This window comes from Vreelandella lionensis (genome assembly GCF_002087295.1).
In the GTDB taxonomy this organism is placed as follows: domain Bacteria; phylum Pseudomonadota; class Gammaproteobacteria; order Pseudomonadales; family Halomonadaceae; genus Vreelandella; species Vreelandella lionensis.
This window is the reverse complement of record NZ_MWVI01000005.1, coordinates 1-23,518: the sequence shown is the minus strand read 5'-3', so window position 1 is coordinate 23,518 and position 23,518 is coordinate 1. Positions and strand designations below refer to the sequence as shown.

General features: G+C 55.8%; 28 protein-coding genes and 5 pseudogenes. 18 read left to right on the top strand and 15 right to left on the bottom strand.

The annotated features are described in order from the left end of the window. Positions 1 to 2: 2 nt before the first annotated feature. The 12 genes and pseudogenes from B4967_RS00555 (at position 3) to B4967_RS00515 (ending at position 11,666) form a co-directional block, all read left to right on the top strand. Entirely contained in the window at positions 3 to 470 is a 468-nt protein-coding gene (locus B4967_RS00555) for a YchJ family protein (protein ID WP_083022985.1), read from the top strand. Positions 471 to 492: 22 nt separating this feature from the next. After that, a complete protein-coding gene (locus tag B4967_RS00550) occupies positions 493 to 1,515 on the top strand; it encodes a Bug family tripartite tricarboxylate transporter substrate binding protein (protein WP_083022982.1) in 1,023 nt (340 codons plus the stop codon). Positions 1,516 to 1,551: 36 nt separating this feature from the next. Continuing rightward, positions 1,552 to 2,556, top strand: coding sequence for a hypothetical protein (locus B4967_RS18510; RefSeq protein WP_243470241.1), 1,005 nt, complete (start codon positions 1,552 to 1,554; stop codon positions 2,554 to 2,556). Then, positions 2,556 to 4,667: a diguanylate cyclase domain-containing protein gene (locus B4967_RS18505; protein ID WP_279384618.1), complete on the top strand. Its 2,112-nt coding sequence runs from the start codon at positions 2,556 to 2,558 to the stop codon at positions 4,665 to 4,667. The genes B4967_RS18510 and B4967_RS18505 overlap by 1 nt, the downstream gene beginning before the upstream one ends. Then, positions 4,660 to 5,049, top strand: coding sequence for an EAL domain-containing protein (locus B4967_RS19945; RefSeq protein WP_279384617.1), 390 nt, complete (start codon positions 4,660 to 4,662; stop codon positions 5,047 to 5,049). The genes B4967_RS18505 and B4967_RS19945 overlap by 8 nt, the downstream gene beginning before the upstream one ends. Positions 5,050 to 5,058: 9 nt before the next feature. Beyond that, complete coding sequence (locus tag B4967_RS00540) at positions 5,059 to 5,331, top strand: GIY-YIG nuclease family protein (RefSeq protein WP_062360488.1); 273 nt, start codon at positions 5,059 to 5,061, stop codon at positions 5,329 to 5,331. A 13-nt stretch (positions 5,332 to 5,344) separates the two neighbouring features. Continuing rightward, positions 5,345 to 6,389 (top strand): annotated as a pseudogene (locus B4967_RS00535) (histone deacetylase family protein). Positions 6,390 to 6,498: 109 nt separating this feature from the next. Continuing rightward, entirely contained in the window at positions 6,499 to 6,690 is a 192-nt protein-coding gene (locus tag B4967_RS18500; RefSeq protein ID WP_243470240.1) for a hypothetical protein, read from the top strand. Between the two features lie 53 nt (positions 6,691 to 6,743). Further along, positions 6,744 to 6,884, top strand: coding sequence for a hypothetical protein (locus tag B4967_RS18495; RefSeq protein WP_243470239.1), 141 nt, complete (start codon positions 6,744 to 6,746; stop codon positions 6,882 to 6,884). Positions 6,885 to 6,916: 32 nt separating this feature from the next. Continuing rightward, positions 6,917 to 8,596, top strand: a complete 1,680-nt coding sequence (locus B4967_RS00525) for a VRR-NUC domain-containing protein (RefSeq protein ID WP_083022980.1) — start codon at positions 6,917 to 6,919, stop codon at positions 8,594 to 8,596. Further along, positions 8,593 to 10,856: pseudogene (locus tag B4967_RS00520) on the top strand (ATP-dependent DNA helicase). The gene B4967_RS00525 and the pseudogene B4967_RS00520 overlap by 4 nt, the downstream one beginning before the upstream one ends. A 31-nt stretch (positions 10,857 to 10,887) precedes the next feature. Continuing rightward, a pseudogene (locus B4967_RS00515) lies at positions 10,888 to 11,666 on the top strand (TSUP family transporter). An 11-nt stretch (positions 11,667 to 11,677) separates the two neighbouring features. Here the strand turns inward: B4967_RS00515 and B4967_RS18490 are convergent. The 3 genes from B4967_RS18490 to B4967_RS19940 are packed head-to-tail and all read right to left on the bottom strand — an operon-like array spanning position 11,678 to position 12,801. Then, on the bottom strand, positions 11,678 to 12,091 hold the full coding sequence (locus B4967_RS18490) for an MFS transporter (RefSeq protein WP_243470242.1): 414 nt from the start codon (positions 12,089 to 12,091) through the stop codon (positions 11,678 to 11,680). Then, complete coding sequence (locus B4967_RS00510; RefSeq protein WP_279384616.1) at positions 11,979 to 12,545, bottom strand: MFS transporter; 567 nt, start codon at positions 12,543 to 12,545, stop codon at positions 11,979 to 11,981. The genes B4967_RS18490 and B4967_RS00510 overlap by 113 nt, the downstream gene beginning before the upstream one ends. After that, the gene (locus tag B4967_RS19940) at positions 12,523 to 12,801 is read right to left on the bottom strand and encodes an MFS transporter (protein WP_279384615.1); all 279 of its coding nucleotides are present in this window, start codon (positions 12,799 to 12,801) and stop codon (positions 12,523 to 12,525) included. The genes B4967_RS00510 and B4967_RS19940 overlap by 23 nt, the downstream gene beginning before the upstream one ends. A gap of 456 nt (positions 12,802 to 13,257) precedes the next feature. Here B4967_RS19940 and B4967_RS18485 point away from each other — a divergent pair, with 456 nt between their 5' ends. Further along, complete coding sequence (locus B4967_RS18485; protein WP_083022978.1) at positions 13,258 to 13,773, top strand: Arm DNA-binding domain-containing protein; 516 nt, start codon at positions 13,258 to 13,260, stop codon at positions 13,771 to 13,773. A 326-nt stretch (positions 13,774 to 14,099) separates the two neighbouring features. Then, positions 14,100 to 14,600, top strand: a pseudogene (locus B4967_RS18480) (tyrosine-type recombinase/integrase). On the opposite strand, the gene B4967_RS00485 reads toward B4967_RS18480, so the two are convergent. The 12 genes and pseudogenes from B4967_RS00485 to B4967_RS00430 form a co-directional block, all read right to left on the bottom strand. Then, a complete protein-coding gene (locus tag B4967_RS00485; protein ID WP_083022975.1) occupies positions 14,601 to 14,918 on the bottom strand; it encodes a hypothetical protein in 318 nt (105 codons plus the stop codon). Then, positions 14,915 to 15,220: a hypothetical protein gene (locus B4967_RS00480; protein ID WP_083022973.1), complete on the bottom strand. Its 306-nt coding sequence runs from the start codon at positions 15,218 to 15,220 to the stop codon at positions 14,915 to 14,917. The genes B4967_RS00485 and B4967_RS00480 overlap by 4 nt, the downstream gene beginning before the upstream one ends. 8 nt (positions 15,221 to 15,228) lie before the next feature. Beyond that, positions 15,229 to 15,417 carry a hypothetical protein gene (locus B4967_RS00475; RefSeq protein ID WP_083022972.1) on the bottom strand — a complete coding sequence of 63 codons (189 nt, stop codon included), beginning with the start codon at positions 15,415 to 15,417 and terminating at the stop codon, positions 15,229 to 15,231. A 3-nt stretch (positions 15,418 to 15,420) separates the two neighbouring features. Continuing rightward, on the bottom strand, positions 15,421 to 15,636 hold the full coding sequence (locus tag B4967_RS00470) for a TraR/DksA C4-type zinc finger protein (protein WP_083022970.1): 216 nt from the start codon (positions 15,634 to 15,636) through the stop codon (positions 15,421 to 15,423). Between the two features lie 14 nt (positions 15,637 to 15,650). Continuing rightward, a pseudogene (locus B4967_RS00465) lies at positions 15,651 to 17,296 on the bottom strand (replication endonuclease). Between the two features lie 653 nt (positions 17,297 to 17,949). After that, positions 17,950 to 18,231, bottom strand: a complete 282-nt coding sequence (locus B4967_RS00455; protein WP_083022962.1) for a hypothetical protein — start codon at positions 18,229 to 18,231, stop codon at positions 17,950 to 17,952. Further along, positions 18,228 to 18,638, bottom strand: coding sequence for a hypothetical protein (locus B4967_RS00450; RefSeq protein WP_083022961.1), 411 nt, complete (start codon positions 18,636 to 18,638; stop codon positions 18,228 to 18,230). The genes B4967_RS00455 and B4967_RS00450 overlap by 4 nt, the downstream gene beginning before the upstream one ends. A gap of 17 nt (positions 18,639 to 18,655) precedes the next feature. Continuing rightward, a complete protein-coding gene (locus B4967_RS00445; protein WP_083022959.1) occupies positions 18,656 to 19,027 on the bottom strand; it encodes a hypothetical protein in 372 nt (123 codons plus the stop codon). Then, positions 19,008 to 19,352 (bottom strand): ogr/Delta-like zinc finger family protein, encoded by a 345-nt coding sequence (locus B4967_RS00440; protein WP_139794376.1) that lies wholly within the window; start codon positions 19,350 to 19,352, stop codon positions 19,008 to 19,010. The genes B4967_RS00445 and B4967_RS00440 overlap by 20 nt, the downstream gene beginning before the upstream one ends. Continuing rightward, positions 19,345 to 19,533, bottom strand: coding sequence for a hypothetical protein (locus B4967_RS00435; protein WP_083022956.1), 189 nt, complete (start codon positions 19,531 to 19,533; stop codon positions 19,345 to 19,347). Before B4967_RS00435 ends, B4967_RS00440 begins: the two co-directional genes overlap by 8 nt. 77 nt (positions 19,534 to 19,610) lie before the next feature. Continuing rightward, complete coding sequence (locus B4967_RS17985; RefSeq protein WP_161491455.1) at positions 19,611 to 19,775, bottom strand: hypothetical protein; 165 nt, start codon at positions 19,773 to 19,775, stop codon at positions 19,611 to 19,613. Positions 19,776 to 19,810: 35 nt separating this feature from the next. Next, a complete protein-coding gene (locus B4967_RS00430; protein ID WP_083022954.1) occupies positions 19,811 to 20,014 on the bottom strand; it encodes a hypothetical protein in 204 nt (67 codons plus the stop codon). Positions 20,015 to 20,075: 61 nt separating this feature from the next. On the opposite strand from B4967_RS00430, the gene B4967_RS00425 reads away from it, so the two are divergent. The 4 genes from B4967_RS00425 (at position 20,076) to B4967_RS17670 (ending at position 23,346) form a co-directional block, all read left to right on the top strand. After that, complete coding sequence (locus B4967_RS00425; protein WP_083022952.1) at positions 20,076 to 20,615, top strand: hypothetical protein; 540 nt, start codon at positions 20,076 to 20,078, stop codon at positions 20,613 to 20,615. A 156-nt stretch (positions 20,616 to 20,771) separates the two neighbouring features. Beyond that, complete coding sequence (locus B4967_RS00420) at positions 20,772 to 21,425, top strand: XRE family transcriptional regulator (protein ID WP_083022951.1); 654 nt, start codon at positions 20,772 to 20,774, stop codon at positions 21,423 to 21,425. A gap of 172 nt (positions 21,426 to 21,597) precedes the next feature. Then, a complete protein-coding gene (locus tag B4967_RS00415) occupies positions 21,598 to 22,338 on the top strand; it encodes a sce7726 family protein (protein ID WP_083022949.1) in 741 nt (246 codons plus the stop codon). A 60-nt stretch (positions 22,339 to 22,398) separates the two neighbouring features. Then, the gene (locus B4967_RS17670; protein ID WP_139794375.1) at positions 22,399 to 23,346 is read left to right on the top strand and encodes a sce7725 family protein; all 948 of its coding nucleotides are present in this window, start codon (positions 22,399 to 22,401) and stop codon (positions 23,344 to 23,346) included. Positions 23,347 to 23,518: the final 172 nt, after the last annotated feature.

The following is a 23,518-nucleotide window of genomic DNA, read 5'->3' as shown; positions in this document are numbered from 1 at the left end:
CTATGACTCACTCATTGCCTAAAAGTTGCCCCTGCGGTAGCAATACTCCGCTGGCAGCCTGCTGCCAGCCCTATTATCAAGGGGTCACGCTGCCACCAACTCCCGCAGCGCTGATGCGATCACGATACACTGCTTTCGCGTTGAATCAGCGTGACTACCTACTTGCCACCTGGCATTCCTCGACCCGCCCTCAGCAGCTACCACTCGATTCTGATACCCAGTGGGTCGCGCTCGATATTGTGGCCGCGCCAACCGTGCAAAATGACCAAGGCTCCGTGCATTTTCGCGCCACTTTTCGTGAGTCGGGTGGCTGGCATGTGCTAGAGGAAGTCTCGCGTTTTGTACGGGAAGAGGGGCGCTGGTGGTATATCGACGGTACGCCTAGTGTCATGCGTTTAAAACCACGCCGGAATGAGCCTTGCCCTTGTGGCAGTGGGCGAAAATTCAAGGTATGTTGCCAGCAAGGCTAAGTAGTATGAGGCAGGAGAGGGGGTGAACGCTTTGCAGGTACTGTTGACTATTTGCCGTAGGATACTGCTACGCACTTCCTTTGCGGTCGCTCTTGGTATTGGGCTGCCTGCCAGCACCCAAGCGAGTGATCAGGCAGAGCTGAGCAGCGCCCCTTTTCCTGCTTCTGATATTACCCTGGTGGTGCCGTTTGGCGAAGGCGGCGCTACGGATGTGCTGTTCCGGGCGATCGCAGAGCAAGCGCAAACGTATCTGGAAGTGCCGGTTACGCCAATCAATATGCCGGGTAATGGCGCAACGCTTGGCTCGCAGTTTGTTAAAGAGGCGCCCGCTGATGGCTACACTCTGCTTGGCAGCCATCAAACGATTGATCTTGCCTATTTTGCTGGCTTTGCGGATTACTACCACGATGCCTTTGCACCAGTGGCACTATTAACACGCACCGTTAATATTCCCGCGACCTATGCAGGGCACTCTGTTACTCAGGCCAGCCAAATTGCCACCATGGTGGTGCAGCAGCCCGGCGAGTTGTTGTTTGGCATGATACCGCACTCAACGGATCACTTGTTCTGGTTACAGTTTTTTGAGCAAACGGGTATTTCGATCGACGACGTGCAGTTTGTGCACTATCCCGATACCGGCGCACAGGTAGTGGCTCTGTTAGGCGGCGAATTGGATTTCGCGATGCTGAATTTGCCGTCAGCAAGCCAGCTGTTCAAAGCGGGAGCACTCACCCCCCTTGGCGTTGCCAGCGAAACGCGCCTGTCGGCATTGCCGCAGGTGCCAACGCTCATGGAGCAAGGCGTTGAGTTAGTGAATACGACTGATCGAGGCTTGTTTGCCCCGTTGGATACACCACCAGAACGTCTGGCGCGATTGGCAGGCGCATTTGAACAGGCCCTAGCCCAACCATCGCTTGTCCATACACTGCAGCATATCCACGGTTCCGGCGTAGACTTCCGGCCGCGAGAAGCTTACGGACGCTACCTTGATGAACAATACCAGCAGCTTAAAGCGCTGGCGGAGGCTGTTTCGTTTGAACGCTAGCAGCCGACTGACCACGCACAGGAGCGAGTGGGATTCATGCCATCAAACACGCGTGACTTAGCAGCTGAGACGCTGCTATTAATGGTGTCAGCGACGCTGCTCTTTATGGGCGGCGCAGGTCTGTTGGTAGGGCTTGTGCTGCCGAAGATGCTGCTTGGGCCTATGTTGGTTCCTGATGCTTCGTTGGCGATCCTCTTGATCGGCATGAGCTTATTGGCGACATTGTGCCACTGGCCTTGGCTGCGTTGGGGCGCTGCAGGCGCACTGTTGGCGCTCACGGCATATACCCTGGCCCATAACTCTCTTGATCAAGGGGTTGGCGAGTCACTGATTACCGGCGAAAGGCGCATGACCTCGCTATCAACGCTCTTTTTGCTTTGGGTTAGTGCTTGTTTGGGGGGCGGCGTTGGCAGCTCACCATGGCGCTTGTTATGGCGGATCACAGGGGTTGGGCTCCTGCTTTTTGGCGGCTTTGTGCTGGCCCAGCTTTGGCAAAGCGATGAGCTGTATCAACCGCTGTTTAGCTCTTCGCCCATCGCAGTCCTGGTATTTATTGTGCTGTTAGGGGCTGCTCTATTGGTGGCAGGCTGGCGACATCGTGCTGCACGCCTAAGCCCTGGCCGGTTAACCGTTATAGTCGGGTTGGCAGGTGTGCTGGCTAGCAGCTTGGCGTGGCTTCTGCTTAGCATGCACCAGCGTGACTCAATTGAGAAGCAGGCGAGCTATCTACTAGATAGTGTTCAGCTTAACGCTGAGCAGGCCATGACAGAGCAGCTTCGGTTAATGCAGCGCATGGCCGAGCGGCTAGAGATTGTCTCTGCTGACCAGGGCCAGAGCGAAGGCCTGTTTGAACAAGATGCCCAAAACTATTTTCGCGATACGCTGAGTTTAATAGAGATTGCGCTGGCTGATGACCAGGGCAGGGTAATCTGGTCGCAGGGGCGCAATGAAGAGAACGGCGACTGGCTATTGAGCCCAGCTCAGCAAGCCCACCGTACAAATCTTGGCTCAGTATTCCTTTTGAGCGCCCGCGCTTGCTAGTGCCCGATAACCAGCAGCGCAGCATGATGCTGATGGCCATTCCTGTCTCTAGCCAATCGCAACAGCTATTGGCCGCGATAGATTTAAGCACGTTGCTGAATAATGAGCTGCGGTTAGCCTTAGGGCCATTTCAGGTCAGCGTCAGCCGAGGCGAGCAACTGCTGCTGACGCTTCATCCCTCCGGGTTTGCTAGGGCTAACATCACTTCTTCCTCATTGGCATTAGCAAGCCGCCTGGCTGGGCTGCCAGGGGGCGTTAACCTAACGCTGCGCGCCTACCCAGGCCAGCATTACAACTGGTATTTATTAGGTGTAATGCCCATTAGCGTCACGGTGGGTGGCTTGGTGATGAGCTGGTTGCTGGCATTTAGTGTGGGATTAGCCGGGGCAAGTACCGCCCGCGCAAGAGAGCTGGCGGCGGCTAGTCACTCCCTTGAGGAGAGTGAGCAGCGCTACCGTTCGCTGTTTGTACATCATCCGGACGCGGTATTTTCGCTGGATAAAAGCGGCTATTTCATGACGGCCAATACAACCTGCGGCAAGGTGATCGGCTTTCCTCTTGAGGAAGTTGTCGCGCGTCATTTCTCTGACTTTGTAGAAGAGCATGGGCGTGATTATATCAAATCGTATTTTAAGCACGTTCTGCAGGGCGGTATTTCACGTAATGAAATTACCATCACCGATAGTCAATCGCAGCGTCGTATTCTGGATTTGATCAGCTTACCCATCACAGTGAATGGCAGTGTTGAAGGGGTTTACGGTATCGCCCAAGACGTTACAGAGAAACGCAGGCAGCAGACTCGGCTGCGTATCCTTGAGCGCAGCGTGGAAGCCAGTGTGAACGGCGTGCTGATTGCCGATGCCCGCGCACCGGATTTGCCGATCATCTACGCCAACCGTGCGTTTAGCGTGATGACCGGCTACTCGCTGGAAGACGTCATGGGTCGGAACTGTCGTTTTCTGCAAGGGCCGGAGCGCGACCCGGATATGGTGGAGAGGCTGCGCAACGGTATCCAGCATCAGCATGAGACCCACGTCACGCTGTGCAATTATCGCAAGGATGGTACGCCGTTCTGGAACGACCTCTACGTCGCACCGGTACGGGGCCAGGATGGCGGGGTGACCCATTTCGTCGGCGTTCAGCACGATATTTCCAAGCACAAGGCCTACGAAGCTCGCCTAGCCTATCATGCCACCCATGACGACCTGACTCGCTTGCCTAACCGCATGCATTTCGAAGAAGTCCTGCAGACACAGTTTGCCCAGGCACAGCTGGGGGGGCATGCCATCAGCGTGCTGTTCGTGGATCTGGACGACTTCAAGCCGATCAACGACAGCCTGGGGCATGCCGTGGGTGATCAGGTATTGATCGAAGTAGGCCAGCGGCTGAAGGCGGCACTGCGCCAGGAAGATACGGTGGCCCGCTTGGGCGGTGACGAGTTCGTGCTGCTGATTTCGTCGGTCAGTGACGAAAAGCAGGTGATCGACATCGTCGAGCGCCTGTTGCCCGCCTTGGCTCGCCCTTACTGCATCGATGGCCATGAGCTGTATTTGACCGCCAGCGTGGGTATTGCCATGAGCCAGCCCGATACTCCCCAGCCACAAAGCTTGATTCAGCAAGCGGATATGGCGATGTACAAAGCGAAGCAGCAAGGCCGTAACGCCTATGCGTGGTTCAGCCACGACATCAACGAAGTGGCCAACGAGCGGGTCAGCCTGCGTAACGACCTGCAGGAAGCCATCGACCACCAAGGCTTTGAATTGCATTATCAGCCGCTGTTTAACCGGCATGGGCGAATCGACAGCGTGGAAGCACTGCTGCGCTGGCCGCACCCTATTAAAGGTTATATTTCCCCTGCCCGCTTTATTCCCTTGGCGGAGGCTACTGGGCAAATTATGCCGATTAGCGAATGGGTGCTGCAGCGGGCCTGTAAGGATATGCTCAAGTTGCAGCGCAGCGGGTTGGGGGAGCTGCGGGTCGCGGTGAATCTTTCGCCTTTGCAGTTCCACCGTGACAGTTTTCTAGCCACGCTGCGTCAAACGTTATTGGGATACTGGATTGCCAGCAGAGCAGTTGGCCCTAGAGTTGACCGAAGGCATCCTGATGGATAATACCGACGCAGCAATCAATATTCTTAATGAGTTACACACTATGCAGGTCAGTGTGTCGATTGATGACTTTGGTACTGGCTACTCAAGTTTGAGCTATCTCAAGCACTTGCCGATCAGCACGATCAAAATTGATCGCAGTTTTATCAGTGAGATCACCAGCAGCGACGGTGATTCAGCTATTGTGCAGGGGGTAATCTCCATGGCTCACCACCTAGGCCTTAATGTGGTGGCTGAAGGCGTGGAAACCAACGAGCAGCATCAGCGACTGTTGGCGTACCGCTGTGATTTATTCCAAGGTTTTGGGCTAGCGAAACCCATGCCGCTGGCAGAGCTTGAGCGTTTAATGGCCGAACAGGAAGTGTCTACCTCTACGAACAGCTAACGAGCCGCTATGGAAAACACAGCCACTTCTCCATGGTATTTGTACCTGCTTGAGTGTAGGCGCGGTACCTATGTAGGGATTACTAACAACCTCGCCAAACGCTACCAAGCCCACGCGACGGGTAAAGGCGCGCGCTATACCCGGGCAAACCCGCCACTAGCGTTACTGGGCGCGCAACCCTTTGCCGACCGTGCCGCTGCCAGCCGTGCTGAGTATCAGTTAAAGCAGCAGACCCCAGCCCAAAAGCGTCGTTGGGCAGCTGACTGGCCGTATCACGCATAAAGAAGGAAACCGCATGCTAACGTTTTTTTCCGAAGGTAGCCGCCAGCGCCAAGCCCGTAGCGAACTGCACGATGGCGCTTTAGTTACCCCCTTTGAGTGCCCCGAGCGGATGGATTTGGTATTGGCTGCCTTGAGCAAAGCCGCGTTTGAAGTTCGTTCGCCCAGTGACTACGGCCTTGCGCCCGTACTGGCGGTTCACGATGCTGATTACGTCGCGTTCTTGGAAAACTGCTGGCAGGCATGGCAAGCGGCGGGCCACGCGGGCGAGGCCATCCCCAATATCTGGCCAGCCCGTACGATGCGCGGTGACCGTATTCCCCAGTCGGTGAGCGGCCAGTTGGGCTACTACGCCCTTGCTGGCTGAAACCTCAATTACGGAAGGCACCTTTGCCGCTGCCTTGGCAAGTAAAGATACCGCGCTGGCGGCAATCGATCATACCCTAGCCACTGGCGAGCCGACCTTCGGCCTGTGCCGTCCGCCGGGCCACCACGCAGCGGTGGATCAATTTGGCGGCTACTGCTTTTTTAATAATGCCGCCATCGCTGCCCAGCGCGCGCTGGACGCTGGCAAGCGCCGTGTCGCGATTCTCGACGTGGATTTTCATCACGGTAACGGCACCCAGCAGATCTTCTATCGCCGTGACGACGTGCTGTTCGCCTCGCTCCACGGCGACCCTGACGTGACCTTCCCCTACTTTTCGGGCTACACCGACGAAACCGGCGAAGGAGTAGGTGAAGGCTTCACGATCAATTACCCGCTGCCGCCGGGCACCTCCGTTGCGACGTGGATGGCCGCGTTGGATGAGGCGCTGGCGCATATCCATAGAGCAGAGTGTGAATTGCTGGTGGTATCGCTGGGTGTGGATATTTTTGAAGGTGACCCGATCAGCGCCTTTACCTTTCAGCACGTCGACTTTATTGCCCTTGGGCAACGTCTCGCGGCCGCTGGGCTACCCTGCGTGTTTTTAATGGAAGGGGGCTACGCCGTTGAGGATATCGGGGTCAACGTGGTGAACGTCTTACAAGGGTTTGAGGAGGTCACGCAGGGCGTGAAATAAGGCATTAAGGTGACAGTTGCACGAAATTCGGGCAGTCTTATGCCTTTTTGGCCTATCCTGTAGGCGGTTATCTCTTTTTCACCTTATCGTTCAACGTGGGGAGCGGCGCGTGGCAGTTTACGGCGGTATTCAGGCACATGAAGTGGAGCGTTGGCTAAATGCCCTCACCAACGCGGCCTACGACCGACGCTGCCCGCTCTCTAAAGTGCACGGGGGCAACGCCCGTGCTCGCACGGCCCGCCAGGATTTATTCATCTTGCGACCGCGTTTCGCGGCGGTGAGCGCAGCCGCGAAACGGTAGCGGATGGTTTAAGCCGCTGGTGCCAGCACTATCTGACCGAAGCAGAGTGGTACGTGCTGGTAGGCGGACGCCAGCCCGTTGCCCAGGCGAAGCCCACCCCGCGTGTGATGGAGCAACCTACCGAAGTGCCTACAGCCGACGAGCAAGCCGCTGACGATGCCTTGGAAGTGCTTTACCAACACCGCGTGGGTTAACCCACGGACGTTTGCGCTGTTACAATGGATGCATGAACAGTGCCTCTGCCGCTCCGGCGACCGCCTCCCTCGATGATCCTTTCTACTACTTAGCGAATTTTCGCTTTGTGGTCGCGTGGGTGCAGGCGCGCCACGGTGATTTGCTCAGTGCCGACGAGCATCACACGCTCCAGCAGTGGTCGCAACTGCCCCGCGCTTCTCAAGCGCTGTTAGTGCGGATGGTGATGCGTAAAGGCGAGCTATTTCGTGTGGATAAGCTCAGCTACCCTGAAATTGGCGATACCCATCAGGCGCTGGCGCCGCTACTGGCGCTTGGTTGGGTAGATGGCGCGCCGCTGTTAAGTGTGGAGGAACTGTTTCGGCTGCTGCGCTTAAGCGAGCTGCGCCACGCCTTGCAAGCTTCTATCAGCGCCGCTGGGCTGTCGTCTAATGCCACCAAAACGGCGCTTCAAGCCGCGTTAATGCCGGTGCTTACCGATTCAATGCCGCTGCGCCAGTGGTGGCCTGCCGCAACAACGCACATCGTGCGGCTCAACGTCATGGCGCTGTGCGACCGCCTGCGGCTGATGTTTTTTGGCAACCTGCGCCAGGACTGGGCCGAATTTGTGCTTACCGAGCTTGGCTTGCAGCGTTTTGAACAAGTGCCGCTGACCGCCGAATCACGGGCGTTTCAGCATCGAGACGAGGTGGACACCTACCTGGCACTACACCACCTGCGCGAACGCCTAGAAAACGGTGAGCTGCCTGAACGGCTGGCCACAGAAGTGCCCGCGGCCTCCAACAACCGTTGGCTAGACGCACGCCGCTCGCGGCTGCTGCTTACCCTGGGGCAAACGGCGGAACGCAGCGGTGAAGCAGAACAAGCGCTTTTGCTGTACGCCGAATCGAATAACAGCGAGGCGCGCATTCGCAGGCTGCGGGTGTTAGAGCGGTTAGGCCGTTACCAGGAAGGTTTCGAGCTGGCCCAGGCCGCGCTGGGGCAGGCGAGAGAGAGCGAAGCCCAAGCGCTTGGGCGCTTGTTGCCGCGCTTGGCGCGCAAGCTGAACCAGCCCGCCCCCCAGGTCGTGAAAGTGGCGGACGCCCCGACCTACGTGCTGGAGCTTCCTGGCCCTCAATCGGTAGAGCGCGCCGTTGCCGAACACTTATCCACCGCCAGTGCTCCGGTGTTCTATGTGGAAAACTGCCTAATCACCGGGCTTTTTGGTCTGCTGCTCTGGGCGGCGATTTTCAAACCGCTGCCGGGGGCGTTTTTTCACCCGTTTCATAGTGGGCCTGCGGATTTGTACCGCGAGGACTTTGTTCGTCAGCGCCAAGCCGAGATCGACGTCTGCCTGGCGCAGCTAGAAGACGGGCGCTACCGCGAGACGATGCGCGCGACTTGGCACGCCAAGCAGGGCATTACCTCGCCGTTTGTGCACTGGGGTGTCTTGAGCGAACCACTGCTAACAGCCGCGCTTAGCTGCCTGCCCGCCGCGCACCTACGCGCCTGCTTTACCCGCTTGTTGAGTGACCTAAAGCACAATCGGGCAGGCCTGCCGGATCTTATTCAGCTAATGCCCGATGCGCCCGCCGGGAAGCCTCGCTACCGTATGATCGAAGTGAAAGGCCCCGGTGACCGCCTGCAGGATAACCAGCGCCGCTGGATTGATTTCTTCTGCCGCCACGACATGCCGGTCGAGGTTTGCCACGTGCGCTGGCAGCCAACTTCATGAGCCGCTATCGGGTCGCAGTGCGCACGCTGTGCGATTTCACCGCACGCCAAGGCGACCTCGACCACCGTTTTACCCCCGCTCCCAGCGCCCAAGAGGGCATTGAAGGCCACGCGCTGGTGGCCAAACGGCGGGAAAACATAGCGGGCTACCTGGCCGAATTGCCGCTCTCCGGCGAATATCAGGGGCTACGCGTGGCGGGTCGAGCCGATGGCTTCGATGTGGCGGCGAATTGCGTTGAAGAGGTCAAAACCCATCGCGGCAGCCTAGCGCGCATGTCGGATAACCAGCGTGCACTGCACTGGGCCCAGGTGAAGATATACGGCGCGCTGCTCTGCGCCGAGCGCGGCCTTTCACACATCACGCTGGCGCTGGTGTACCTGGATATTGCCAGCAGCCAGGAAACCCGGCTGACGCTTGATACCCGTGCCGAGGAGCTAGCGGCGTTTTTTGCCGACCAATGCCAGCGCTTTTTAGCCTGGGCCGAGCAGGAGGCCGCCCACCGCGAGTGCCGCGATGCGTGGCTCGCCACGCTGACCTTTCCCCACGTGGACTTTCGTCCAGGGCAGCGGGCGTTGGCCGAAGATGTGTTCAAAGCCGCCAGCACCGGACGCTGCCTGCTGGCCCAAGCGCCCACCGGCATTGGCAAAACCCTGGGCACGCTGTTTCCCATGCTCTCAGCGATGCCCCGCCAGCGGCTCGACCGCATCGCTTTTCTCACTATGAAAACCCCTGGCCGCCGCCTCGCGCTGGATGCCTTGGCGAGCCTAGAAGCTCCTGCCCAGCCGCTGAGGGTGCTGGAACTCGTCGCCCGCGATAAAGCCTGTGAATACCCCGGCACCGCCTGCCAAGGCGATGCCTGCCCGTTAGCAAAAGGGTTTTACGACCGCTTGCCTGCCGCCCGCCAAGCGGCGGTGGAAAAAGGCTGGCTAGCGCGCGATGCGCTGCGCGAAGTGGCGCTGGCGCATCAGGTTTGCCCCTACTACTTAGGCCAGGAGCTAGCCCGCTGGGCCGATGTGGTGGTGGGGGATGTGAACCACTGGTTCGATAGCCACGCACTGCTGCACGGGCTTGCTCAAGCCAACGACTGGCGAGTGGGGCTGCTGGTAGATGAGGCGCATAACCTGGTAGAGACCGTGCTCGTGGCATGTACAGCGCCGCGCTCTCCCAGCAGCGCTTGAGCTTCCTGCGCCGTCACTCCCCGCCCGCCTTAGCCAAGCCGCTGGCCCGCGTAGGCAGGCAGTGGCAGGCGCTCAATAAAGAGGTGGCCGCCCAAGCGGCGGAGCGGCGTTACCACTTGCTAGAAACGCTGCCCACCAAACTGGTGAGCGCACTGCATACCCTGGCCGGGGCGATGACTGATTATCTCGTGGAACATCCCGAAGGGGCGAATCAGGCGCTTCAAGAGCTGCTGTTTGAAACGCTGGCGTTCTGCCGCTTAGCGGAGCAGTTTGACGAGCACTCCCTCTGTGACCTGGAAAGTCAGGGCAAAGGAAGTGCGGTGCTTGGGCTACGCAATGTGGTCCCGGCGGACTTTCTCGCCCCGCGCTTTAAGCGCGCTCACTGCACGGTGCTGTTTTCCGCCACGCTGTCGCCTTTTTACTACTACCGCGACTTACTGGGGTTGCCGGAGCGCAGCGTATGGCGCGAGGTGGAATCTCCCTTCGTGGCGCAACAGCTAGAGGTTCATGTGCGTAGCGATATCTCGACCCGCTACCATCAGCGCACGGCGTCGGTGCCCCCGATTGTAGCGACACTGGCGGCGCACTATCAGCACAAGCCGGGCCACTACTTGGCGTTTTTTAGTAGCTTTGCCTACCTCAAGCAGGTGATGGACGCGTTCGAGCAGGCGCACCCTGAGATTCCGGTGTTTGCGCAAACGCGCAGCATGCAGGAGCCCGAGCGAGAGGCGTTTTTGGCGCGCTTTACTCCCAGCGGTAAAGGCATTGGTTTTGCGGTACTGGGCGGAGCCTTCGCGGAGGGCATTGACCTACCCGGTGAGCGATTGATCGGTGCCTTTGTGGCAACGCTGGGCTTGCCGCCGTTTAACGACTTTAACGAAGCGCTGAAAGCTCGATTGCAGGCGCGCTTTGGCCGGGGAGACGACTACACCTAGCGGATTCCTGGGATGATCAAGGTGATACAGGCCGCCGGGCGAGTGATCCGCAGCCCCGACGATGAAGGGGTTGTGGTATTAATGGATGACCGTTTTGCCCATGCCCAGGTGCGCGCACTGCTGCCGCGCTGGTGGCAGTTGGGCTGATCCCATCACTGTAAGGAAACCTATCAACGCTATGGCAGATTTACTTTGGTATCAGTACGTGCTGATTGGGCTTATCTTTGCCTGGAGCGGCTTTGTGCGCACCAGTCTTGGCTTTGGTGGCGCGGTATTGGCGCTGCCGTTTCTCCTGCTCGTCGTCAACGAACCATTGGTGTTCCTGCCGATTATTGCCATTCATCTGCTGATTTTTTCCAGTTGGATTGCCTGGAATGGGCATCGTCAGCTGCAGCAGGCGGGCAGCAGCGCTGCGGTTCAGAGCAACATCGACTGGGGCTATTTAGGCAAAGCGCTCAAGATCATGATCGTGCCCAGCTGGTGGGGGTGGTTGGGTTGCTCACCCTGCCCGCCAATGTGATGACCAGTATCATCTTCGGTATCGTGATCATCTACGCCATCGGCTATGTGTTGAATAAACCGTTTAGAAGTAACAATAAGTACGTGGATTATGTACTGCTGGGGCTGGGGGGCTACGTTAGCGGCACGTCGCTGATTGGCGCACCGCTGATTGTGTCCGTGTTCGCCACTCACGTCGCGAAAGAGCAGTTACGCGACACCATGTTTGTGCTGTGGTTTATTTTGGTCGTGATCAAAATGGTGTCGTTTGTGATTGCAGGCGTTGACCTACAGCTCATTCATCAACTGTGGCTGCTGCCCTGTGCCTTTATCGGCCACTTGCTTGGTGAAAAAGCCCACCGCTACTTGCTCAATGCCGATACGGGTCTATTTTTCCGCGTGCTGGGGGCGGTGTTGATTTTAGTCAGCGTCGTGGGGCTGATTCATCCACCTGGGTAAGCCAGCCATCGCTAAAGTTTGGCATCTGCCTTCAGGTAGGTTTGACCAAGCAGAGCCAGTATCAGCGCAAGTAGGCAGCACAGCACCGCCATGGCAACAAACACGCTGCGTAGCGTGTCGAGCCATAGTAACGCCGGGGCGACCACCACCGGAGAGATAAACTGGCCAAAAAAGAAAGTAGACGTAAAACCACCAAACACGCGCCCTCGCACTCGCTGGGGCGTAATGCGCATTAGCCACGCCGTGGTATTAGGCATAAACGCACCTAGCCCAAACCCTGAGACAGCGGCACCGATAATGGCCATCGCGTAGCTATTGGTTAAACCTACGATGAAAAATCCGGTGGCGGCAAGGATAAAGCCAAGTACATAAATGGTCATTACCGAAAGAAAAGGTTTGTAATAGCCATAGCCGAACGCAACGATGCTGGCCGAAAACGCTGCCATGGATAAGGGCAATGCCGATGGCGACGCCACTAATGGGGCCTTGTTGAGAGAGCAGAAAAGGTAACTGAGCAGGAAATAGGTAGAACATCATCATGCTAATCATGGCAATGAGATAGGCAAGGGCGGTACGCCCGTAATCTACCTTTACCGGCTCATCACTGGCATGACTACTTTGAGTACTGGCCGACGTCGGCTCTTGCAGGATGGCCCAGGCATAGGGAAGCAGCAATAAACCGGTCATATAGAGTAGAAATGGGCCGCGCCAGCTCCAGTCGGAAAGTATCCCGCCCAGGTTGATAAAAATCACACCCCCGAGCGCCATGCAGCTGCTTTGTAGCCCTAAAAAACGCACACGCTCATTGCCATCAAAATAATCGCCTACCAGCGTGGTGCTAATGCTAAGGTGCCCGCTACGGAAATGCCCAGAGCGCACGGGAGCTCAAGAGCAAATCGACACGGTCGATGAAAAAGCCTGCCACTCCGGCAAAGCCGTAAATAAATAGCATCATCAACAGCAGTTTCTTGCGCCCAAAGCGATCTGCTAAATAGCCCATCAGTGGGCTAAAAAGCGTAATCATGAGAGCAGGAATCGTCAGTACCAGTTGAATCAAGACTTGAGGGTGCTCAGGGAAGTGACGGCTGATACCCGGCAGAGCAGGGGCAATAATGGCACCTGACATCACTGTCATGGTGCTGGCGAGTAAGAGGACCGCTTTGATATGGGCTAAGTGTTTAATGGGTCTGCTTCCAAATGACGAGTATGGAGAAGGAGTTACCTTAGCATGCCGTTAGCAAGCTATCTTTATTTTTTTGTGACAAGCCAAGGAGTCATTAAGCGGCAGGCGGCGATAGGTAGAACGGATGTTCGCGCACACGAAAACGGCCACTTGCTCTAAAAGCTAAGTGGCCGTTTTCATTGAATTCTTGGTCGGAATAGCAGGATTCGAACCTACGACCTCTGCCTCCCGAAGGCCTGTGGATAAGATAACTCGATATATCCCCAGAAACATGTGGGTAAGTATATATTCTATAAATCAATGGCTTATTTAACGCTTTCTATTTCTACTTGTTGCTGGCTTTGACCCCATTTATCCTCATCTTGCTACCTATTTGCTACCTGGTTTTTCGACTTATCGGAGTATGGAGTGGGCAAGAGCACTGAGAAAGCAAAGCTGACCGCACGTTTTTTATTAGAGCTTAGTAAATCGCCACCTGGCAATGATGTTTTTGATACTGAGCTGGCAGGCTTTCATGTGCGCCATGGCCAGCGGGGTTTGTCATTTCGTCTTTATTATCGGACTAAGACGGGCAACCAACGCATGCTCACCATTGGCAAGTACGGTGTCTTAACTGCTACTCAAGCTCGAGAAACCGCGCGCGAGGCGTTGGCAGTCGTTGCGCAAGGCGGCGATCCCCGCGCGGTGATTGAAGAGACAAAGGCCGAAGCGGAACGTCAGCATCAGCAAACGCTTAGAACTTACCTGCAGACCGATTATGCCGACCACCAGAAGCGGCGCAAGGATGGCGATTCCACCTTAAGGCGTATCGAAAATAGCTTTACCGAGTGGCTTGATAAGCCTAGGGATACCCTTAGCCTGGCTGACGTTGAGCGTGGCAATCCCAAAAAGAGGCGGGAGCCCCCGATGCAGACCCACCGATAAAGCCCCAGGCCTACCAAACCCTGAAACGCTCTTATGGAGCGCTGCAAACACTGCTTAACCACGCAGCTAAGCGCGGTGTCATTACGCAAAACCCACTAAAGGACATCAAGCTCCAAAAGCCAGCGCTTACTGATGACCAGCTCGAAGCGGACGAGGGGCGCCGTTATCTGGAAGGTAGCGAGCGTGACGCCTTTTTTGCTGGCCTGGACGCCTACCAAGAGGAAAAACGGTCGCAACGGCGAAGCAGCCGGGCTCATGGTAAGCGGTATTTACCCGACCTGGATGGGGTGGCATACGTCGATCATGCCGCGCCGTGGCTACTGCTCATGTATTACACCGGGTTTCGACCTGGTGATTTGTTTGGCCTTCGTTGGCCGCATGTGAATTTCGAATTTAAGAGCATTCGCAAAATCATCGAAAAAACGGCGCACCAATCTCCCGAGCCGCAGACCGTCCCGCTTTCAGACCCGGCCATGGATGTGCTGGAAAAATGGTGGGAGCAGCAAGGAAAGCCCAGCAGCGGGTATGTGTTCTCCATCACCTGTTAATGGCAAGCGGCTAGGCAAGGATGCAATGCGGAAACCGTGGAAGCGGGTACGTGAGCTGGCAGGGCTAAACGATGGAATGGTGCTATATACGCTGCGCCATACTTTGCGAGTCAGTTGGTCATGGCGGGAGTGGATCTTCTCACGGTGAGCAAGCTGATGGCTCACTCGGATATTCAGACGACGATCAAATATTATGCCCACCTCCAGCCCGACCATAAGCGTAATGCGGTGCAGCTTTTTGCTCAGATCGGGCAGGGGAAAGAGGTCATAAGCGAGTAGTTACGAGGCGATGGAAGTAGCGGTGCGCATTGACGCTTCAGCGGTGCTGGAATAGCTCTCGCTCGATTCCAGCCAGGCGTATACGTCAGATAAACGATAGCGCACATGGTGGCCACGTTTAACAAACTTGGGGCCAGGCCTGCCAAGCAATATGCCGGTGCTGCGTGCTTTGCGCGCGGTCGCGGGCATTGCCGGAATCAACCTGGGGAACACCACTACGTCCGGCAGCTCAATCATTGTCAGATCTACCCCAGCCTTTGCGCGGGCCAAAGCATCGGTCAGCTCTTTATCGATATCCCGTTGGTCGTTAATTCTCATGGGCTCTTTTCTCCTTTTTCTTTCGCCCGCCAGTGGTTGACACGGTTGCGAATGATGCGAAACGTTTGGCGCGCGGCTGGGTTGCTGTCCAGCTCGGCGCGGCTGTTGATTTGGCAGGCCGCGATTAACCAATCCCGGGCGTCCTGTTCGTTGTGAGTACCGTCGTGCAAGGCGCTGGGCTCAATGCCAAACTTGGCCCGGCGACGACGGTCCAGGTAGAGCCGGAAGACGCGATCTTGGCAGAGCATGGCGGCTTGCCTTGCCACAGTGCCGCCTTTGGGTGGAGCGTGATTGCTCTCCATGCTTCCTCCTAAAACTCCAACCGTTGCGCGATGCCCTTGGGCGCTGCTTTTGCTTGGGTGCGGATCTCGATCACCTCAACGCGGGGCTTGAAGTGGCTAATGGTGCTTACGCCTAGCTGGAAAGCAGCGCCCAAGCCAAAACCTGCAGCGAGCAAGGTGATGGCAAAACGGTGGTTAGCGGGTATCGGTTTTTTCATTGCTTACCGTCCTTGCTTGTTTTTCAGTTCACGAATGCCTTGGCACTCGATGCAGGTTGTGGCCCAGGGTGCGGCTTCGCGGCGTGCGGCTGGGATTGGGTAGCCGCAGTCGTCGCATTCGCTGTTGGTGGCCTGGGTGGCGAGCGTGGCGCGGCGTGCCAGCGTGGCCTCCAGGATTTGTTGGATGGTGACCGCGGCGCGGTCGGCGTTATCTGCCATCGTTCTTCCTTCAGTTAACAAAGTTCGGGCGGGAAGTACTCTTCCTGCTGGGTAGGTTTGGACGGCGCGAAGAGTTTTCGCGCCGCTTCTCTGGCTTCCTGGGCTTCGCGGTAGGCGTCTTCCGCTTCGGCTCGGTAAATTTCTGAGCGCTTCCACTCTTCGAGACGTTCGCGTTGGGCTTTTTTCTCGTCGGGTGATGGCTCTCGGGGCTGGATATCTGGCCCCTGCGTACAGTTAGTGACACGAGTCCAAGGGGACGCGGCTTCGCCGCCTCCCGAAACCCCCTGGTGGCGCTGCGCTTTACTGCGCACTTCCCACTTATAAAAGTGGGTCAGGTATTCGTGTTCGTTGCCTCGGCCGTCGGAGACGACGATGCCGAAGGTGCCGAGCTTGCTTTCGCCGTGACGGCCTTTGGCTTCGACGCCTTCGCGCACTTCGCCGGTGGCGTGGCTGAATTCGGCTTGTTGGAGATCCACGCGGGGCATCGTCCAGGGTTTGATCGGGCGCTGTTTGCGGGGCAGATTGGGGCCGCCCATCAAGCGTAAGAATTGGTCCCACTGGCCCGCGTTGGCGGCCTTGCGGATCTGGTGCAGGCGATCCGCCACGCGGCGCTCGGGGCGGGTGGCGGCTTCCCAGGCGGCTAGCTCCTCGATGTGCTTTTCGTTCAGTCGGCGCACTTCACGCCACACGGTGACGCTTGGCAGCCCCCCGCACTGAAACTGGCGACTGCCCCACACGGCCGCCCAGGATTCAATGCGCGGCGCGATGCTGGTGAGTTCGTGGCCATAGCGGTCTTTGTCATCGTTGGCCACGCCTTCGCGGGTGAACTGCTCGCCGTTGATGTTTTTCGAGATGTACTTGGCCACGTAGCCAGCGGCGGTGCCCTTCGTGTAGTTGATGCGTTCCACCTTGAACCGCGCGGTGGTTTTGCGGCCACGGCGGTCGTAAAGCTCTTCGGACGTGTCGGCTTCGGCGTGGCTCTGCATGATCTGGTTGATGCGCTTGGTGTCTTCGCGCTTCATCCAGATCAGTAGATGCCAATGCGGGGTGCCGTCGTGGTGAGGCTCCACCACGCGAATGCCGTAAATGCCCAGGTTCTCGCGGGCCAACGCCGCCCGGGTGCGCGCCCATACCTTCTGCAAGTAGGCTTGCGCATCCCGTGGGGTGCTGCCGTCGTACTTTGAATTGCGCCCGCTGTTCTCAGAGATCACCGGGTGAAAACGGCTAGGCGCGGTGATGGTGTAGAACATGCCTACATGGCCCATGCGGCGTGATTCCGCCTCGGTGTCGCTGATGCGCAGCATCAATGCTGCCCGTCGGTGGCGGGGTTGGCTAAGCCCAGCTCGGCCAGTTCGGCCAGCGTGTAGACCTGGCCTTCCTGGTTGATGGCTTCCAGCGCTTCCAGCAGGGCGCGGGTACGGTTCTTTTGGGAACGACGGCGGTCGAGCGTGACGTTGCTGCAGTAAATGCCTGCGCGTTTGTGCACACGGTGCGCCTCGCGCTGCACCTGCTCTAACCGGCGACCGCACAAACGGCGTAGCTGCCGACGCCACCAAAGGTAGTCGGTGAGCTTGGCAAGCTGCACGCTGCTTTTCAGCTTGAGGCTAGGCGGGTTAATGCCCTGCAGGCGCGCCCGGTGACGGGCCTTTTCGAGCGCCATTTCATTGACGACGGCGAGGTTCATCACCGGGGCGCGATGCCACCGGAAAACAGCCATCAATGGAATGATGCCCAGGGGTGGGCTTAACGGGTTGCGTGAGGTGGCGATTTGCAGCGCCACTTCACGCGCTTGGCCGGAAAGGGTGCGCGCCTTTGGCGTTTTCAGGTTGAGCGGGGGTGGAAGCAGGCCCAAACGTAGGCGGCGGTTATGCTCGGCGATGCCGCCTACCAGCTTGCTGTACTCGCGTTCCAGTGCCACGGCTTGGGCTTGGGCGTGGTTTGTCATCGCTTCATCGTCGTGGGTGGCATTCAAGCCATGCACCACTAAGCGATCCTGAACGCTGGCCAGCCACTCGCAGGCGGCTTTCAGGCCTTCGATAGTGGTAGAAGCTCGCTTCACCAGGGTGTTAAAGCCGCGCTCCAGGTCATGGTTGATGGCTTGAAAGCGGCGGTAGATGCTGGCCGGGTCGATCAGATCTTGCGCGTTGCGGCGTAGCCAGCAGTTAGCCGCCGCGTGGCCATGCCGCTTGGACACATGCGCGTATCCCTCGGCCAGCGTCTGAGCCAACGACGGCAAGCGCTCAAAGTGCGCCTGCAGGAAGGTGTAGCAATCCTTGGTGCCAGAGCTGTGCTGAAAGGCTAGGGCTAACGCGCTCACGCTGTTACCTCTTGAACTGCTGTGCACTCACAGCCCACGGCCGCCATATCCATGCCGATAAAGCGCGGCAGTGCAGGGGGAAGCTGAACCGCCGCAATGTCGACGCGGTATTCATCCAGTACGCTTTCGATTTGCGTGAGCTGGCAGCCGAAGTGATGGGCTTCGCGCTTGAGTTCCTCGGCAGCCATGCGGTGGCCTGCTTGCTCCAGCTGCTTGGCGAGGTAGTCAAAACGAGCCTTGATGACGTACAGGCCGTGCATGGTGGTGGGTAGGTTCATGCGACCCCCTCTTCGATCAGGCTTAGCCAGTGCAGTGCGGCTTTGGTGTTGCCTTCCGCGATGGCTTGGCGGGCGTGGCTGGCCAGTTCGCAGCTAGGGTGATGGGCGCGGTTGCGCAGTTGATCCTTAAGGCCGTTGGCGTAGTCGCTCATACGGTGGATGGCGGCGCGCACGGCGGCGCGTTCCGGCTTGGCTAGCTTGGTGATTTGTTGGGGTGCCTCCGGGGTTAGTCCGGCGCTTTTCAGCACAAAGCGGCGTTCTGGAAAGGGGAGATCCGCCCAGACGCTGATCAAGTCTTGATCCGCCGCGCGGCTGTGCAGCTCGGCGCGGAGTTCACCGAACCCAGCGCGGTCGGTGTGGACGATGGCCGCGGGTTGGCGTGTGGGTAACGGCGTTACGTTAGCCATGACGATCACCTCAATGCTCAAGGACGACAGGACGGCGGGTATCGGCATCGACCACTTGAGCCAAGCCAGCATCGCGGGCCTGCTGGATCATGCGGTCGAGGTCGCGGGCGGTGAACCACCACCGGGCAGCCGTTGCGGGTGCGCAGCACGACTACATGGGCGGTGCTGGCGTTCAGATCGATGGTGGAATCCAGATTGATGCTATCCAGATCCGCAAACGCCTGAATGGCCGCCACTTCGGCGGTGGCTTCCGCAATGCCGTAGTCATTCACCAGCGTACCGATGGTGATGCGCAGCGCTTCGGCGCGGTTATCCCAGCGGTTCTGCCAGAGCACTTCGGTGGCGATATCGAACGGTGCTTTCGCGGCGTTAATGGGTGCGACGTTCATGGTGTGGTTCCTTCTTGGTTTGATGTTCGAGACCAAGACGCATCTGGCCTTCGGCTTCCAGGCGAATTTGCCGCTTCAGCCACGCACCAAATTTGATGTTCACGTGAGGGTTCGGGTGGTAGCTGGGAACGATGGTTTCGATAATTCCCAGGCTGGCCTTGCAGCGGAACCCGCAGGCAAACTCATTGGTGCAGTTCAGATACAGTTCGCGGTAGTCAGGTAGATGCGTCTTCGAAGTTCGCACCTTCATGTGGCTACCGCAGTGAGGGCAGTCGACGCGTAATCGGCGGCCCGCATGCATGGCTATCTCTGTGTGCTCAGTCACTGCGCCCCCTTATTTCGTAAAGGGCGCGGCCTCTTCCGGTGAGGTTGCCCACGCCCTTGCGTAAACGACGGCGGGCGAGCCATTCGGCGGCCTGGTCGATCGTTTCCAGGCCAAGTTGTTGCCGCACCGCCTCTAGCTGGCGTTCGAGTTCGTCATCCAGCACTAGGTGGTTCTGGGGCATTTTGGGTGCTCCTTTTGGGCCTTTTTTGTGCCTGTTTTTACGATGCACGTTGGCCCACACTGGTATTCACAAGGTCGCTAACGCCGAGTGTTTCGAGCGCTTCTTTCAGCACCAAATTGGCGCAGCAAGGTGGCTTTCGACATGCCGGTGTAGTCGACCAGGGCGTCAATCAACTTGGCTTCGTAGTCGTCCAAATTGATGGCGGCATAGCGTTGACGGATGCGACGGGTGTCTTGGTGCATGGCGGCATTCCTTATGCAGAAGCACGAACAACGGGTTATTCAGCGGAGAGGGTGTCTTGGTCGTATTGGGCAATGCTGCGCAGCATGAGCATGCGAGCGGTGGCCGACATCGAACGCATTTCCAGCTGGGTGATACGTTCGAGATTGGAACGCTCGGCCTCGGTGAGGTAGGTCATGATTGGGCTTTTGCAAGCAGCGGCTGCTAAAGGCTTTTGGTCGATGGTGTTAGCGGTGGCCATGGGTTAGGCTTCCTTAATGAAGTAAAAGGCTTTAAAAGGGTCGTGTTAAAGAGAGCTAGGGATGAAAGCAGCCAATATTCGTAAGCCGCATACGCTAGCCTTCTGCCAGGAGGTCGTTTCTGGGGGAAAGCCCGTTCATGTCCCCCATGAACCCTTGGCGGGTGCAGAAGAAAATGAATGTTTCGACGTCGTGCCAGAGGCACTGAAGGCTATAGGCGGCGAACAGGTGTTCGGCTGGGCTATCTGGGAGTGGCCACGTGTCATGATTGAAGCCGAGTTTCACACCGTTATCCGAACACCGGACGGAAAGCTGCTCGATGTGACGCCCCGTCCCGTCGGATTCCGCAAGATTGCTTTCCTCGAAGACCCGAATCGCCGTTACGAAGGACGTCAGGTCGACAATATCCGTAAGGCGCTCCGTTCCGACCCGTTGATTGAGCGCTTTATAGGGCTGGCTCATCGGCATTACGAATTGCTGAATGAAGGAGATTTGGCCGATCAGCACGGTGTAATTGAGGCCCCTGAAGGACTGACTGAAGTAGAAAATGCGATGGCAGAGCTTGGCTCCGAGTTAGTACGCAAATACGGGGCCTCCCGCTGAGCGTGCTTTGTGCATGGTGTGTCGAATAGGCAGTGTCATAGTTTGACTAGTAGCAGGTGTGGCCATGGCAGTGGCTCCCTTGCAAAGTATTGTGAAGTAAGAGACATGATCAGAATGGAATCAAATGATTTCATTGTCAATGGGGAATGAAATTAAATGACTTCAATTGGGATGCGTTTGCGTGAAGAGCGAGTGCGGCTGGGGTTCTCTCAGACCGAGCTTGGTGATATCGCAGGCATTACGAAAAATACTCAAATGCTCTATGAGAGCGAGAAACGCATTCCAAAAGCTGACTATCTATCGGCGTTGGATGCTGTCGGCGTCAATACCCACTACGTGCTGACTGGTAATCGTTCGATTTCATCTAATGTTGAGGTCTTTGATTCCTCTGAAGGCATGGCATCCATTCCGATGTATGACATAGAGGCTGCTGCCGGAGCAGGACTCAGCCTCGAAGGGGAGCCGATCAAGACCACTTTGCAGTTCCCACTCAGTGAACTAGGCGAACAGGGGCTAGACCCTGCCCAGGTGGTGGGCATCAAAGTGCGCGGCGATTCGATGGACGGCACCCTGGCCGATGGTGACTGGGTGCTGGTGGATCGGAGTAACCGCGACCCTAAGCAGGAAGGGGTGTTTTTGCTGCTGGTCAGTGGGGAGCGCCGGATTAAACGAGTACAGCGCCTGGCGGGCGGGGCGTTGTACTTGATTAGTGATACCGAGCACTACCAGCCGGACATGATCAAGCCTCAGGATATGCATGATGTGGAGATTCTGGGGCGGTGTGAGATTCGGATTGGGCGGATTGTTTGAGTGTTGACTATTCGCTGCTTAAATGTACTTTAGTTTGGAAACAGTCATTTAAACCCTATTTTGAAGTATCAACTATGAGCAGCTATTTCGATAACCTTGAGCCTGTACAGTTATCAGCCTTATTTACGAGCCGAACTTCACGCGTTTATCTGAAAGTGATGATGCGGCTGAGGTGCTGCGTGACGTACTTGGATTGCAAGAGTTGTCCCGGTTCAGTGGGAAAACAATTGCTGAAATTTACGATAGTGCATGGATGGTAATCAGAAAATTTTATCGTATTGAGTATGTTTACAAAAGTGAAGTTGCAAATCGAATTGTGTTTGGACGCCATAATCCGCGCACAGCGGGGCTGCATGTCGAACTACCTGTGGCGGGATCAATTGCAGATTTAGCCCTTTATAACGGCACTTCAACGGCTTATGAGATTAAAACTGATTTAGATAGTGCCACTCGGTTGCCTACTCAAAGCCAAAATTATCTTCAAGCTTTTTATAAGGTCTATGTAGTTGTTTCTGAGAAGAATTTATATAAATACCAGAGCAATCTTCACGAGAATGTAGGGTTATTGGCTTTGACAAAGCGTGGTAGTTTAAGAGAGATTAAAAAAGCATCATCTAATGTTATTGAAGTTGATCATTTGTCAATGTATCAGTGCTTGAGACAAGTCGAGAAAGTTAATGTTGCTGAAATAATTTCAGGCCAGAAAATAAGCTTACCAAATGGCCTTATATATCAGCATTGGCTATCGCTATTTGAAAAAGTAAGTGTTGAGACTGCTCATCATTTGTATGTGGAGCAAATGAGGGCACGTAAAACTGATACTAAAATTCAGTCATTCGTAAAGTCTCTGTGCCTTATAGCCTTCGTGTGCTTGGCTATGCAACACCTCTATCAGAAAAGAAAAGAAAGGTAGTGACTGAAAAGCTATCGGAAGTTTTGCTATAAAATAAATCCTAAAGGGAGCAAGTGGAACATGTATTTTCCTTATCTATATGGCAAGCAGTATGAGTTATTAGCATTAAGAGATTTTGCAAGCACACATTATTTTGATGGTACGGTAACGCCTATTATTGAGCCGGTTCGCCATAACCCAAGAGACTTATTTGCTTCTCTTGATGCTTTGATAAAGGGTGGTTTTTCTCCTTTGGTTATAGTAAATCCTTCAAAGTCTAATTTTAAAGCAGGAGATAAAGGCTGGTATAATAAATTAATGGGAAACAGCCTAGCAAACGCAAATTGGATTCCCACCTTTTTAGTTGAAAATACTCATTCTTCACAAGAGATTTTAAATTTCATCAATTACTTTTCAAATAGTAATATAGCCATTGCTTACAATACATCTAATATTTCTGCTTCTGATTTGCAGATTATCGATAGCCAAGCAAATGTTGTTTTCCAGGTGATGCTACCTAATAGCTTAAATGTCCAACAAAGAAGCGCTGTTTCTAGTGGCAAAGCAATCGATATCATAGACTGTTTTAGGTCTCAGCCCAGAAATGCTGATTATGGTGGCCCAGAGTTTTTTTCTAATCAAATCAATAGTTATCAGCATAATTCTTATGGTTATGGTGATTTTACTGTCTTGCCAAATGAGGTGCGTGATGAAGGTGGGCCTGCAAGCGCTGTGGCAATTCATGGCACCTATAAAGAACCGAATTCAGGTAATATCTATGTTGAGCATTACGTTTCAACAGTTACGCAGCAGCATCTAAGTGATGTAGCAAGTAAGTTTTTGGATGCTGCTGGTCAATTAGTGACTGCTGCTAATAGCCGTCCCGCCGAGTTTGGAAATAATGTTGCTCTTGATAGTTATAGGTATCAAGTTGCTCAAACCCATTTTCCAAATTTGGCTGGTAGTAAGCGGCAGCAGATGTTGCACCATATCTGTCTTAATAGGCAAATGCTGTTGGGTCAAATATAGCTTTTAAATGAGTGGAATCTTAGCAGTGTGTAACAGCACTGCTTTTTTATAAGCAGGTTTTGTATGATGAATAGCTCTAGTTTTAAGAGTTATATGATATTTTTGTTTGTGTATATGCAGGCTCTATCTCTGCTTTATACTTATTCCTGAATCCGTGAGACCGGCCCCCGGA